This is a genomic window from Solibacillus sp. FSL W7-1436 (assembly GCF_038007305.1).
Taxonomy (GTDB): Bacteria; Bacillota; Bacilli; order Bacillales_A; family Planococcaceae; genus Solibacillus.
Window position 1 is genome coordinate 76106 of the sequence record NZ_JBBOWV010000001.1, and the last position, 15178, is coordinate 91283.

A 15178-nucleotide genomic window follows, 5' to 3' on the forward strand; every position below is an offset into this window, starting at 1 on the left:
TCTGTTTTATTATAGCTGAATTAAAAGAAAGAGGCACCGTTATACGGTACCTCTCTTAGGCATTACATATTTTTCAGTTCTGCAATGCGTTTTTCAACTGTTGCGTATTTTGCTTCATAATCCGCAAGTTTTTCGCGCTCTGTTGCTACTAATGCTTCCGGTGCTTTTGAAACGAATCGTTCATTCGATAGCTTTCCGGAAACTAATTTGACTTCTTTCGCCCATTTGTCGAGCTCTTTTTCAAGACGTGCGATTTCTTCTTCAATATTGATTAAGCCTGCAAGTGGCATGAAGATTTCTGCACCTGAAACAACTGCTGACATCGCCTGAGCCGGAGCTTCAAGATTTGCCCCGATTGTTAAGCCATCCGGGTTACAGAATTTTTCAATATAGCCTTTGTTCACTTCAAGCACTGCCGATGTTTGTTCATCTTTTGCTGAAATTGTCATCGGTACTTTTTTGCTCATTGGTGTATTCACTTCTGCGCGAATATTACGTACAGCACGGATAATATCCATTAACAGCTGCATATCGCCTGCTTCTGCAGTGAAGTTGAATGCCGGATTTACAGTCGGCCATGCAGCAACTGTAATGGACTCACCTTCATGCGGCAAGTGCTGCCAAATCTCTTCTGTTACGAAAGGCATGAATGGGTGCAGTAAACGCATCGTGTTGTCTAAAACGTGAGCAAGTACTGAACGTGTCGTTAATTTAGCCGCTTCGTCTTCACCGTATAATGGCAATTTCGCCATTTCGATATACCATGAACAGAAGTCATCCCAAATGAAGTTGTATAGTTCACGGCCTACTTCACCGAACTCGTATTTATCAGATAATGTTGTCACACGGTCAATTGTTTCATTCAAGCGTGAAAGAATCCATTTATCCGCTGTTGAAAGGTTACCTGTTAAATCGATTTGCTCATATGTCAGGCCTTCCATGTTCATCAATGCAAAACGAGAAGCATTCCAGATTTTATTTACGAAGTTCCATGTAGATTCCACTTTTTCTGTAGAGTAACGTAGATCCTGACCTGGAGATGAACCTGTTGCAAGGAAGTAACGCAATGAATCCGCACCATATTGGTCGATTACATCCATCGGGTCAACCCCGTTACCAAGTGATTTGGACATTTTGCGTCCTTCAGCATCACGAACTAAACCATGGATTAAAACATCTTTAAATGGACGCTCGCCTGTAAATTCTTTCCCTTGGAAAATCATACGGCTTACCCAGAAGAAGATGATGTCATAGCCCGTTACTAACGTATTTGTCGGGTAGTAGCGCTTGAACATTTCAGATTCTTCATTTGGCCAATCCATTGTAGAAAACGGCCATAAAGCAGATGAGAACCATGTATCAAGAACATCTTCGTCCTGTGTCCAATTCTCGGCATCTTCGGGTGCTTCTTTACCTACATAAAGCTCGCCTGTTTCTTTGTTATACCAAGCCGGGATTTGATGTCCCCACCATAATTGACGGGAAATACACCAGTCATGGATATTTTCCATCCAGCGGTTATATGTGTTTTCAAAACGATTTGGTACGAAGTTTACTTTTTCGTTTTCATCAGCCTGCATTTTTAGCGCTTCTTCAGCAAGTGGAGCCATTTTTACGAACCACTGTTTAGAAAGATATGGTTCTACAACAGCATTCGTACGCTCTGAATGTCCAACTTGGTGTACATGTGGCTCGATTTCGATTAATACGCCTGCTTCTTGTAAATCTGCAACGATTTGCTTACGGCATTCGAAACGATCCATACCCGCATATTTGCCGGCTAAGTCATTCATTGTACCATCTTCGTTCATCACTAAAATACGTTCCAGGTCATGACGGTTCCCAACTTCAAAGTCGTTCGGGTCATGTGCTGGTGTCATTTTCACAACACCTGTACCGAATTCCATATCTACGTAGTCATCTGCAACGATCGGAATTTCACGACCTACGATAGGTAAAATAACTGTTTTCCCTACTAAGTGTGCATAGCGCTCATCTTCCGGGTGTACAGCTACACCAGAGTCACCTAGCATTGTCTCCGGGCGAGTTGTTGCAACGCGTAATTTACCAGAACCATCAGCAAGCGGGTATTCCATATGATAAAATGCGCCTTCTACTTCTTTATGGATTACTTCGATGTCTGAAAGGGCTGTTTTGGCAGCCGGGTCCCAGTTAATAATACGCTCACCGCGGTAAATATAGCCTTTTTCGTATAATTTAACGAATACTTCTTTTACTGCATCAGATAAGCCTTCATCAAGTGTGAAACGCTCTTTAGTATAGTCTAGGCCCAAACCTAACTTCGACCATTGTGCACGGATGTGAGAAGCATATTCTTCTTTCCATTCCCATGTTTTTTCAAGGAACTTTTCACGGCCAAGGTCATAGCGGGAAATACCTTCACCGCGTAATTTTTCCTCAACTTTTGCCTGTGTCGCAATACCCGCATGGTCCATACCTGGCAACCATAGTGCATCATACCCTTGCATGCGTTTCATACGAATTAGAATATCTTGCAATGTTGTATCCCAAGCGTGGCCAAGATGCAGTTTGCCTGTTACGTTTGGCGGCGGGATAACAATAGAATATGGTTCCTTATCGCTTGTTGGATCTGCTTCGAAAAACTTGCCTTTTAACCACCATTCATAGCGGCCGGCTTCAGTTTGCTGCGGATCGTATTTTGTTGGCATTGTAATTTCCGTCATGATGAATCTCTCCTTTGTCACCTTATTATTGGACATAAAAAAACTCCCTTCGTCTTAAAAAAGGACGAGGGAGTTAATTCGCGGTACCACCTTTATTTCCGAGCGGCTTAAGTCAAGCGTTCGTATTCTTCGTCACTCCTCACTCAGCAATCCTCATGAACCAAATGTTCACTGCGGTTGCTTCGCTTCGTCGTTTCTTGACTGACAAACGCTTTCTTTTAAGCCTTTGTCCCGTCATACGCTCGCATAATTTTCATTAAGCTTTTCGGCACTTCATTCGATAACGGTGTTTAACCGGATCCTAGCTACTAGTAGTTCACTAAGTCAGCTCCTAGGCTACCTTCTGCATGGTTGATGGAGAAACTTTTCAGCTGCCGTTTCCTCTCTTGCCATCGATCTCATACATACTCTTCCTAATCTTCGCTTCAATTATATAGTTGCACTTTATTTTAAGCTGTTTTCAATGAAATATCAAGCACGAATGGGGAATATACTTTAACACGTTATTTGCGCTCTTCACATATACTATGCAAAAGGAGTTTGGACATTGCGAAAAAACTACAATCCTTATTTATTGCCCCCATGGCTTCGGAAATTCCGTTTCTTTATGCGCCATTGTATTTTGCCGATTACGATTTTCCAGGCGGTTCGAACGGTCTTCCTTCCGACAACGGGTGATATATTATTGCTGGCCATTCTAATTTTATTTACTTACTTATTGCTCACTGATTTTATTTGAAATCGCAAAAAATGTTCCGTAAGCATCAATTCTTACGGAACATTTTTTTATTTTTTCAATTGTATTTGCACGCGGCTATATGCATCTGCCAGCTGTTCCAGAAAATCAAGCTCATGGGGAACGGTTTGGGGCATCTGCGTTGATTCAATCTCCTTCTCCGCTTGAAGTCGGGGTTTTTCCTCTTCTTTAGGCTGTTCGACAACGACTTCTTTAACCGGTGCCGGCTTTTCTACTTCAGCAACTGCTTGTACTTTCTTTTCCACATCGCAATGGACTGCCCAGCTGCATGAACAGTAGCCATTATTCGGCTCTACTTTAATATCCTCTATGCGAAGCGAAACAGTTTGAATATCATCATTTGGAAAATCTACTGAAAAAGGCAGGGCGTATTCGAAATAGCCTTGATCTTTTTCAATATCCATATGTTCGATATAGATACCATCCTCAATTTCATCCTCGCGTGCTACATGATCAAATTGAATATTTCCTTTTACTACATAAATTCCTCTTACTACGACGGAATCTTCGCTAATCTCTTCATGCCATTTCGGTTCAACTACTATTTTAGAATTCTCTTGAACATTTCCTAATTGCTTTGGAAATGTAAATGTCTCTTTCATTTCCCACTGTTGCATAAAAAATCCCCTCCCTACGCTTACATTATGCGTAGAAAGGGAATTTATGATTTATTTATGAGATTATCTCGCTAATTTTTCAAAGACATTATGGAATGCCTGAACTGTTTTTGCGATATGTTCTTCTGTATGCGCAGTTGAAATAAATAATCCTTCAAATTGTGATGGCGGCAGGAAAATTCCTTCTTCGGCCATTAGCTTGAAGTATTCTGCAAACAGCTCTAAATCCGAACTTTTCGCCGATTCAAAATCGATAACATCTTCGTTCGTGAAGAAGAAACCAATCATCGACCCTGCACGATTTACTGTATGCGGAATATTGTATTTCGTCGCTGCCGCACGGAAACCTTCTTCCAACTGATCTCCCAGTTTGCGGAAGTATTCATATGAGTCTTTGTTCAGACGGCTTAATGTTTCATAGCCGGCTGTCATCGCTAACGGGTTACCTGATAATGTACCTGCCTGGTAAATAGGACCCGCCGGAGCGATTTTCTCCATAATTTCGCGCTTTCCGCCAAATGCACCAACCGGTAAACCTCCACCGATTACTTTGCCTAAACAAGTAAGGTCAGGTTTAATTCCGTAATATTCCTGGGCACAGCCATAGTCTACACGGAATCCTGTCATAACTTCATCGAAAATTAAAACCGTTCCATTTTCTTCTGTCAGTTTACGCAACCCTTCAAGGAAACCTGGCTGTGGTGGAACAACACCCATATTTCCGGCAACCGGTTCTAAAATAACTGCAGCTAAATCAGCGCCGAATTTTTCGAATACTAATTTTGCAGATTCCAGATCATTATAAGCAACCGTTAATGTGTTTTTGGCAATATCGGCCGGAACACCCGGTGAGTCCGGTAAACCAAGTGTCGCTACACCTGAACCTGCTTTAATGAGCAGTGAATCCCCATGACCATGGTATGAACCTTCAAATTTCAAAATTTTGTCACGCCCAGTAAATCCACGCGCTAAGCGTAGTGCAGACATTGTTGCTTCTGTACCTGATGATACAAAACGAATCATTTCCACTGATGGCAAACGGTCCATTACAAGCTTTGCCAATTTGTTTTCTGAAACAGTAGGGGCACCGAATGACGCACCTTTAGCTGCCTGATCCTGAATAGCCGAAACAACTTCCGGGTGTGCATGTCCTAAAATTAAAGGACCCCATGATAAAACATAGTCAATATATTCATTGCCATCAATGTCTTTAATTACTGCACCTTTGCCCGAATCCATAAATATCGGATCCAAGTTTACTGATTTAAATGCTCGTACTGGAGAGTTTACTCCGCCTGGCATTAAATCAACCGCTTCTGTAAATGCTGCTTTTGACTTTTCGTAACTACGCATATTATTTTTCCTCCAACCAACGACAGACGTCTTTTGCATGATAAGTAATGATTAAATCCGAACCTGCACGCTTCATACCTAATAATGTTTCCAGCACAACCGCTTTTTCATCGATCCAGCCATTTTGCGCAGCTGCTTTTACCATTGAATATTCGCCTGATACATTATACGCCACAACAGGTAACGGGAAGCTGTTTTTCACATCTCGGATAATATCCATATACGCTAATGCCGGTTTTACGATCAGGAAATCTGCACCTTCTTCAACGTCCGACGTTGCTTCGCGAATTGCTTCCATTCGATTGGAAGGATCCATTTGATATGTTTTGCGGTCACCGAACTGTGGTGCTCCTTCTGCCGCTTCACGGAATGGTCCGTAATAGCTTGAAGCATATTTTACCGCATAAGACATGATCGGAATATGCTGGAAGCCTGCTGAATCCAATCCAGCACGAATCGCCGTTACAAACCCGTCCATCATGTTCGATGGTGCAATGATATCGGCACCGGCTTTTGCTTGAGAAATCGCTGTACGCGCCAGCACATCAAGTGATGGATCATTCAAAACTTGATCGCCTTCAATGACACCACAATGCCCGTGGTCCGTAAATTCACATAAGCATGTATCTGCTACAACCAGAAGTTCGGGATGACGATCTTTTATTAAACGTGTCGCTTCCTGTACGATTCCGTGATCATGGAAAGCACCGGTACCGACTGCATCCTTTTCTTTAGGAATTCCGAAAAGTAATACCGCACGAATGCCCAAGTCTACAATTTCATCCACTTCAGCAGCCAAGTTATCCAAAGATAATTGGAACACGCCAGGCATTGAACTTACAGGGTTTTTAACATTTTCTCCTTCAATAATAAACAAAGGATAAATAAGGTCTTCTTTTTGCAGGTATGTTTCTTTTACGAGTGCACGCATCGCTGCATTTTGACGTAAGCGACGGTGACGTTGGAAATATAGTTCTGTCATTTTGTCTGTTCCTCCAGGATGAGCTGTTCGATTACAGCTTGCATCGTATAGATTTTCGGTTGCACAATTGGCTGAACTCCGTATTTTTCAAGAGCTGCTGTTGTTACATGGCCAATCGACGCAAATTTTACATTTTGCCAGTCTATATGCGGCACAATGTGCTCAGCATAAATTTCTACCGCAGAAGGACTGGCGAATATTACAATCGGATGTTTTTCTGTCTGCAGGCACTGCGTTAACTGCGAAAAATACTTTTTGCACGGACGTGTTTCATAAACGGTCCATTCATCCGCTCCAGTACCTTCATGAATTGTCTTTTTCGCCTTCGATCCGCGTACAAATAATGCACGTTCACCCGGTTTCATCGAAAATTCCTTCACGAATACATCAGCACTGTAAACAGTTGGCATAAAGTGAATTTCATAGCCTTGTTCCTGCAATAAAGCAGCTGTCTTTTCACCGACAGCCGCAATTTTCATTGGTTCAGGAATGGTCTGTTCATGCCGTCTACATTTATCGATAAAGCTTTTCACCGCATTTTGGCTCGTAAAAATGAGCCACTCATATGCAGGTAATTCACGAAAATAGTATTCATCTTCCTTAGAAACCTTTTCCACAGTTTCGATTAATGGATAATTATAAACTTTCCCGTCATGTTGCTCAATCAATTGCTCTACAGATCTTACAACCGCCGAGCCTGTAATAATCAATGTTTTTCCTAAGAGTTCATTACTCGGCATCTAACTCAGCCTTTACTTTTTGAATTAAGTCAAAGGCACCTTGCTCAGTTAATTTTGCGGCAACTGCTTTACCAACTGCATCCGCGTCAGTTCCTGTCAATGTTTCCTTATACGTTACAGAAGCATCCGGAGCCGCCACTAAACCTGTTAATGTAATTTGGTCACCATCTACTGTTGCATAGCCGGCAATCGGAACTTGGCAGCCACCATCCATCGCAGCTAAAAACGAACGCTCGGCATGTGCTGTAGCCCATGTTGTGGCATCTGTTAATTTCGCCAGTTGCTCAAGCAGCTCCGCATCATCCGCGCGGCATTCAATCCCTAATGAACCTTGTGCAACAGCTGGAAGGCAAATATCAGTATCTAAGTATTCCGTTACAACATCATCGCTCCAGCCAAGTCGTTTCAGCCCTGCTGCCGCTAAAATAATCGCATCGAAATCTTCTGTTTCCAGTTTTTTCAGACGTGTATCGACATTTCCTCGAATCCATTTAATTTCAAGATCCGGACGTGCCTGTAATAATTGTGCGCTGCGACGTAATGAACTTGTACCGACGATTGCACCTTTTGGCAAATCGGCAAATTTCACATGACCATTTGAAATAAAGGCATCACGGGCATCTTCTCGTGGAGGAATACAGCCAATGATCAGCCCTTCAGGTAATACTGCAGGCATATCTTTCATCGAATGCACAGCAAAGTCGATTTCTTTATCATATAGAGCTTGTTCGATTTCCTTAACGAATAGACCTTTACCGCCAACTTTAGAAAGCTGTACATCTAAGATGCGGTCACCTTTTGTTACAATTTCCTTGATTTCGAAATCAAATGGTACGCCAGCTTCTTTCAACTCATTAATAAACCAGTTTGTTTGTGTTAATGCCAATTTACTTTTTCGAGATCCTACAATAATTTTTCTCACGTTACTCCGACCTTTCTATTCTGCTAAACCCACAGATGGAAATTTGATAGTTTGCTGCCGAGGAAGAAATTAATGACAACGAGCAAAAATAAATAAATATGCACCTGTGCATATACCATGCCGATTAATTTCCCTTTTCGATGCAGCAAAAAAATAATTAAGTAAACAATCGATACGATAAACGAGCCTAAAATTTTCACATCGAAAACGGAAACATTCTCCAATGTTAGAAATGCCCATTCCAACCCTAATATTAAACTTATTAATAGCAATGGAATACCAATAATGGTCGATAAATTAATCCACTTAACCATTTGCTGTAAACTTGGCAACCGTGACCATAAATTCGTTAACTTTTTTTGCTTTAATATGCGATATAAAATTAAATACAGCAGCGAGAAGACAAACGCAACCGAAAAAGCGGCGTATGACACAATCGCAAAACTAATATGGATTAACAGCATTTCCGAAACTAATGAATTACCGACAATCTGATCATTCGTTTCCGGTGCAAATAAATGAATTGTCATAAATACAAAGCTCAATACATTAATAAAAAACACCGGTAAATCAACCCGTACAATACAATGCAGGACGATTGAAAGTGTCGTTAAGAGCCATGCATAAAAGAATACCCCTTCATACAATGACAATATCGGAAATCGTTTCGTTTCAATGATAAATAAGACAATAAATAGAGTTTGCAACACCCAGACGATGGAAACAAACCAGAAGGCTGCACGTCTGAATTTTATATTTTTATAAAGGTAGTCTGTAAAATAAAGTACGATACAGAGCCCATAGAGAATGATCATGAGCTCGTATAATCTTGTCATTACCATTTCTGTCATATGCACCTTCTCCTGATGGAAACTTACTAAAAAAAGCGCTTTCGCTATCTATAATTTTACCATATAGATACGAAAACGCTTATGATTTATTTGAATAAAGTGCTTCAATAAGGCTCAATGTCTATTGGCTATTGTTCAATTAATATGAGAAACCCGGTTTTAAAGTTCCCTCTTTTGCTGTTTCAACGCTTTTTACTTCCGGGCGCAATTGCTGTACTTCCTGCTGCACTTCGTCTTCAATACCGAAGATTTGCTGGAATAATGCAAGCTGCGCTTCCGCATTTTTCTCGTTCGCAAGTTCTTTTGCTTGCAGAATCGGCGTTTTCAATAGCTGATTAATAATCGATTTTGTATGCTTGTTTAAAATTTTGCGTTCACGCTCTGTTAAATTCGGCATTTTGTTTTCGATACTGATCATTGTTTCTTCTTGAATAGATGCTGCTTTTTTGCGCAATGCAGAAATAACAGGTACGACACCAAGTGTATTAAACCAATCTTTAAATTGAATAATTTCCTCTTGGATCATCGACGTAATCTCATTTGCCGCACGTTCACGCTCAGCCAGGTTTGCTTGTACAATTCCTTGAAGATCATCAATATCGTACAGGAATATATTTGGCACATCGCCGATACGCGGATCTAAATCACGCGGTACCGCAATGTCAACCATGAATAACGGATCACCTTTACGGAATTTCGCTACATCTTTCATCAAGTCATAATCGATGACATAGTCTGTTGCCCCGGTTGAACTGATTAAAATATCCGCTTCAAGCAGTGTACATTGCAGTTCATTCATTGCTTTCGCATCTCCATCAAACTTCGATGCCAAGTTTTGAGCTTTTTCAAATGTACGGTTAATCACCGTTACTTTTCCTACACCATTTCCGTATAGGTTTTGAATTGCAAGCTCACCCATTTTACCGGCACCTAAAATGGCTACATGCTTGTCTTTTAAAGAACCAAAGATTTTTTTGGCAAGCTCCACGGCAGCATAAGATACTGAAACTGCATTTTCCCCGATAGCGGTATCGTTATGGGCACGTTTTGCGAATGTTACGGCCTGTTTAAATAATTGGTTGTACACTGTACCAGTTGTGCCAATTTCCTGACCTTGTAAAAAACTTTTCTTTACTTGTCCCAAAATTTGCGTTTCCCCAAGCACCATGGAATCAATACCAGCCGTTACACGGAATAAATGGTTCAATGACTCATCTTCTTCACGGATGAATAAGTGATCTTCAAACTGTTCCATCGGTATGTTAAACCAGTTCGCCAAAAATTGTTTAATATAATAGCGACCAGTGTGTAATTGATCAACAACCGCATAAATTTCAGTACGGTTACAAGTAGAGATTATTACATTTTCCAATATGCTTTTTTGCTTTTGCAGCGCTTCCATAGCATTCGGAAGATCCGATTCGATAAACGAGAGCTTTTCACGAATTTCTACTGGCGCTGTTTTATAATTCAGGCCTACTACTAATGTATGCATGAACCCCCACACCTCACACGTTCTAATTCATAGATTTTATTGTAACATAATGACAGCATGATTCCAGTTTAGTTTGTGAACATGCTTTGAAAATATATACTAAACCTACTTAATTAAATCCTAAAACAACTTTTAAATTGTCCGTAAATGTTTAAACCTTTGTATCTATACCCTAACTCCAGAAAAATACATCTTGTCACATTAAAGTGCAAGATGAAGTATATTCGGAAGAGAAAGTTGAATTGTTAAATTAGAATTATTCTAATGTAAGTTTAACAAAGTTCGACACAGATTTCAATCATTGAAACCAAAAAAGAAGCTCACTTTATGAGTGAGCCTCTATTTTGTCACATATTATGAATTTTAGTCCCGATGATGTTTCCTGATACATCAATTGCCTGGAATTCTACCTCTGCATATAAATCGAATTCCGGGAACTCATAAAGATTCGGTCGATGCATATAGCGCGATGAACCTCTTGCCGGCAAATCGTATTTAACATCGCCATTCGGGGAAATAAATACAACGCGTACACCTTTTACATTGTCGCATCCTGTATTCACATCTGCCAAAATCGTTACTTTTGATGTTTCGATACGCACCTCGGTATTGTTAAAGATTGTATCCCCTACTAGACAGCTGTTGTTCATAACAGGTGTTTTACATAAAATCGTTGTAATGATCGCCTGCAAAGAGCTGTGCAAGTTTTCTATCGATGTAATATTTTGATATGTGCCATTTGTTTCGGATGAAATGTCTTTCAACAGTTTTTCATTTACCGCTGTATATGATCCAACCGAAACAGTATGGATGGCAATGCCTTTCTTTTTGGCATCATTCAGCACTTTATCGAGTCCGTTACTGTTTGAATAACCGTCAGTCACAAGGACAATGGCTTTACTTGTATACTGGTTTGTCGTGAAATTACTGATAGCTGTTTCAAGAGCTTTTACAATATTTGTCGACCGGTTTTCATTTTGATACGTTAGTAAGCTGCCAATACTTGAAACGTCTTCCGCTTCACCTTTTGCTTCATAAGTTGGACGATTATTAAAACGGTATACATGACTTGGGTTTGCCCCGATTTGTTTGATCGTTTGCTTCACTTTATTCGCTGTATAATTTTTTGCATCCCGCACTTTCATCGAGCCTGAGTGGTCCACGACGAACATCACTTCTGATTCCACGGAACATAAATTGTTTCCATAGCGCGGATTGGCAAAAATCTGTTCAGACACCGTTGTATTTTTCAGACTTTGCACAACTTTATCATAACGCGGATCCAAATCGATCAAGCGTGCCTTAACCTGTGATTTGCCATATAAAATATCATCAAAGTATACGACAGCAGATCCTCGGCTGCCTGTGCCGTTATTATAGTCTTTCGTATTTGTATCAAATGATACGACACGTGTTTTGCCGTTAAATGTAACTTCCACTGTTCCTTTATAGTCGGTAATAATTACCCCGCCTGGTGCGACAAGGTTTACGATTACCTTTGTATAACGGTCCATGCCATCCGGGCGTTGCTGCAGTTCTTTTCCTGCAAGCAATACTTTAACTTTCGCAGCGGCACCCTCCAGCTTACCGATAAGGTCCGCATAATTTTTTCGCAATAAGTTTTTGTCGATTTGGCCTAAGCGATCATACATCGCTTTAATGACTTCAACCGATTCTTCATGTGCTAATGTCACCTGGTCGGCGATCGGTAAAAACTTGTCTGTTAAATAAATAATGACCGCATGGAGCATCGAATCGAATGCTTCGGTATCTTCTTCACTCATAACACCTTGCAAATCATATGTGGCACGTCCCTCATTGTTGACCGTGTACATGACTTTAGCATTACCGAGACCACCCCAAGCAGACTCCTCTTTTGGTCCTTCAATCATATAGTCGAGAATTTGTTCAAACAGCCAAACCGAAATAATTTGACCTTCAAGCTTCAGATCCGCATTCCCGTACTGTATTTCGCTGGAAGTAACCTGGCCTTGTGTCAGTTTCCCGTCAGCAGTTGTATAGTTCTCCCATTTAGACCCTGTCATCACTTTTAAATCAGGATCGTAATCCGTAATTGTAATAATCCCGTTTTGTGTATATGGTACTGTCGTTGTCCCAACAACACCCTGAGGTAATACAGGTAATGGTCGTACCCCGGGATCAACCGTTCCGCCATTCCATTCTGTCTGCTCCGGATCAAACACTTCATAAGTAATACGAAGTTCCGCTTTTGGCACATAACGGACAGACGCTTCAATGACCTGATTTTTGTATGTGTAATACTTTTCTGATGGGTTAACCATCTCGAAGCGGATTGTATCGACTACTGACTTTGTTAAAGCAGGAGCCGTTACATATACGCTAAGCTGTGGACCATCAGTATAAACCGTTGTTGATTGGCCGCTTGTACTTGTATTCGTTTCGGATATTTTTGCTCCGGCTTTTGAAGTCACTTTAAATGCCAATGATTCATCATATGAAATGTCATTGCCGTAGCTATCACGCAAATCGATAGTAATTAAAGTTGAATCAACGCCGTTTGCTGTTAGCTCTTCGTTTTCTACATTAATCTTTTTTACCGCTTTATAAACATCCGGACGTGTCGCTTTATCATCCGTGTTTTTACCTGGTGTTGTCGGAATCGTCACAGTTCCGTTCTTACTCTCAACAAAGTTCACCGGCAACGTGATTTTATTATTGTCTTTGCCTAACGGATTACTTGTCAGACCTTCGATTGCCAATTTTCCTTGCTGATTGATGCGGTACATGAAGACCGCCATATCACCGCGGTTAATATTGCGTGTCGGTTTATAGTCTTCATATGTGCGTTTTCCGGTTGTACCTGTTGTAATTTCGTTCATATATAAATATTTGACAGCCTGGATCTCGGATAAATCAAGACCATTTACCGCCGCATAAAGCCTTGCAAAGTGGCCCCGTGAAATATTGGCATTGCGCTTTGATTTATTATTCACGCCATAGAGCGGAATATTCAAATCGCCATAATACTCATAGAGCATATCTTTATCATTTGTATTGAAATGATAGTTTTTGTCCATCTTCGCTAAAAACTGCAGCATCTGCCATTCCATTACAAGTGTCCCGGACTGAAACTTATTGCCTTTATACAACTGCAAATAATCATTATCGATCGTCCACTTGGCTGCTTTATATTTCGAATTTTTTTTCGATATATCCGAAATTTGCTTGCTTGCGGCCTCCGTTTCCGTAGCACCGAACGGAAATACGACGGAAAATACCAGAAGGCAACTGAGCAGCAAGGCCAATAGTTTTTTCATTTTACTCATGTTTGCAACCCCTTAGTTAAAGAACAGAATATTGTCTCGGTAATTCTCTTTTAAATCTGTTTCCAAGTAACGTAAAAATCGTTCAATGATTGCGGAAGATTGTGCACGTGTCAGCGTTCCTTTCGGATTGAAATAACCGTCGCTGCCTGACATTAGCCCTAACTGTGTTGCGACATAAATTGCATCGCGTGCATAATCCGTAATTCTGTAATCATCTTTATAGTCTGTTGTATAGCCCGGTTCAGGTGCTTTTCCTTCCAGCCCAAGTGCACGCACTAAAATTGTCGCTGCCTGCTGACGTGTTAAAAAACCGTCGGGATCAAATGTCGTCGGATTTTTTCCTTTAATAACTCCTTTATCAACGGTTGCCACCAGGTAATTGTAGTCTTTCACTGTGCGCTTCACGTCTTTAAAAATAGAGGGCTGAGTCTTTTGGCGGTTTGTTTCTTCCAATACACGCAGGTCAATTGCTTTACCAACAGCAACTGCAAAATCATAGCGCTGTACGGGAGTATTTGGTGAATAGAAGTTTGATTGATCATCCAATATGCCAAGTGAGTACAATTTTTCAATTTGCTCACGTGCCCAGTTGGAAGATAAATCACGGAACTTAGGGATTTTCAGCATTTCCAGCTTCGGCATATAGTCGATATTGCTTGCGACCGTTCCTTCACTATCAGGTAAATCGTATTCATATTCCGATAGCGAATCGGCAGAGCTAATCGTTTTATAGTTGCCGTAAAAACTTGATAAAGATGCATCATTTTCGTTATATTCCAACGTACGTGATTTAGATGTCGATACTTTGTTTTTCACTGTACCGATTGTCCCATCATCAAATTCAATCTCGAAATCCGTAATCTGTGTTTCAGTTGCCCCCCAGAAGTTTTCATATCCTTCATGTCGGCTATCAGCATGTACCGTTATCGTTTTTGTAACAGCGTTCTTGCCTCGTCCTGTCGTTTCGGTATATGTTTTGCGGGCAATCGCATTGCCTGAATAATAGTCGGACGCCGGACGCTTGTCTGTAATCGTACTTTTGGAAAGCTGGTAATCCGCCAATGTAAATGTTCTGTCGCCAACTATAATTTTTTCGGTGAATTTTGTAACCTCACCCGTTGCAGAACTTTGCCCTACTTGGTCATAGTTTGTAACATCGTATGTATACGTAAAATTCCGCGTCAGTTTTTCTCCATTTGGTCCAGCCAACGTAAACTTATATGTCTCTGTTAACTTGCCTTTAGATTCTCTCGTTGAAATCGTTGCGTTTTTATTTGTCCCCGTAAATTTAATCGGCTTTCCTGTTAAGAAAAAGTATTCTTCATACTCATATTCGTTTTTTATACCGCCTGTTAGATCAAGAGATTGTGCGGAACCTGATGAAGGGAGCAGCATCAGAAAAAATGAGTATGCCAATAGGAAGGTGAAGCAAAGTTTTTTTCTCACAA

The 15178-nt window shown here is 40.8% G+C and carries 11 protein-coding genes and 1 other annotated feature; of the genes, 1 reads left to right on the top strand and 10 read right to left on the bottom strand.

Annotated elements, in window-relative coordinates:
* Window positions 1-62: 62 nt before the first annotated feature.
* On the bottom strand, window positions 63-2705 hold the full coding sequence (locus MKX73_RS00410) for a valine--tRNA ligase (protein ID WP_340715827.1): 2643 nt from the start codon (window positions 2703-2705) through the stop codon (window positions 63-65).
* 57 nt (window positions 2706-2762) lie between these two features.
* Window positions 2763-3135 (bottom strand) — a binding site (T-box leader).
* A 117-nt stretch (window positions 3136-3252) separates the two neighbouring features.
* On the opposite strand from MKX73_RS00410, the gene MKX73_RS00415 reads away from it, so the two are divergent.
* The gene (locus tag MKX73_RS00415; RefSeq protein ID WP_340715828.1) at window positions 3253-3444 is read left to right on the top strand and encodes a hypothetical protein; all 192 of its coding nucleotides are present in this window, start codon (window positions 3253-3255) and stop codon (window positions 3442-3444) included.
* A gap of 47 nt (window positions 3445-3491) precedes the next feature.
* Here the strand turns inward: MKX73_RS00415 and MKX73_RS00420 are convergent, their stop codons facing one another.
* From MKX73_RS00420 to MKX73_RS00460, 9 genes are all read right to left on the bottom strand, one after another.
* On the bottom strand, window positions 3492-4079 hold the full coding sequence (locus MKX73_RS00420) for an alanine racemase (protein WP_340715829.1): 588 nt from the start codon (window positions 4077-4079) through the stop codon (window positions 3492-3494).
* Window positions 4080-4142: 63 nt separating this feature from the next.
* Entirely contained in the window at window positions 4143-5432 is a 1290-nt protein-coding gene (gene hemL, locus MKX73_RS00425; RefSeq protein ID WP_340715830.1) for a glutamate-1-semialdehyde 2,1-aminomutase, read from the bottom strand.
* 1 nt (window position 5433) lies between these two features.
* Window positions 5434-6414 (bottom strand): porphobilinogen synthase, encoded by a 981-nt coding sequence (gene hemB / locus MKX73_RS00430; RefSeq protein WP_340715831.1) that lies wholly within the window; start codon window positions 6412-6414, stop codon window positions 5434-5436.
* Window positions 6411-7154, bottom strand: coding sequence for a uroporphyrinogen-III synthase (locus tag MKX73_RS00435; protein ID WP_340715832.1), 744 nt, complete (start codon window positions 7152-7154; stop codon window positions 6411-6413). Before MKX73_RS00435 ends, hemB begins: the two co-directional genes overlap by 4 nt.
* Entirely contained in the window at window positions 7144-8076 is a 933-nt protein-coding gene (hemC, locus tag MKX73_RS00440; protein WP_340715833.1) for a hydroxymethylbilane synthase, read from the bottom strand. The genes MKX73_RS00435 and hemC overlap by 11 nt, the downstream gene beginning before the upstream one ends.
* 23 nt (window positions 8077-8099) lie before the next feature.
* Window positions 8100-8927 carry a cytochrome c biogenesis protein CcsA gene (gene ccsA / locus MKX73_RS00445; RefSeq protein WP_340715834.1) on the bottom strand — a complete coding sequence of 276 codons (828 nt, stop codon included), beginning with the start codon at window positions 8925-8927 and terminating at the stop codon, window positions 8100-8102.
* A gap of 139 nt (window positions 8928-9066) precedes the next feature.
* Entirely contained in the window at window positions 9067-10422 is a 1356-nt protein-coding gene (gene hemA, locus MKX73_RS00450) for a glutamyl-tRNA reductase (protein ID WP_340715835.1), read from the bottom strand.
* A 347-nt stretch (window positions 10423-10769) separates the two neighbouring features.
* On the bottom strand, window positions 10770-13730 hold the full coding sequence (locus MKX73_RS00455; RefSeq protein WP_340715836.1) for a vWA domain-containing protein: 2961 nt from the start codon (window positions 13728-13730) through the stop codon (window positions 10770-10772).
* A 12-nt stretch (window positions 13731-13742) separates the two neighbouring features.
* Window positions 13743-15176 (bottom strand): S-layer homology domain-containing protein, encoded by a 1434-nt coding sequence (locus MKX73_RS00460; RefSeq protein ID WP_340715837.1) that lies wholly within the window; start codon window positions 15174-15176, stop codon window positions 13743-13745.
* Between the last annotated feature and the right edge of the window lie 2 nt (window positions 15177-15178).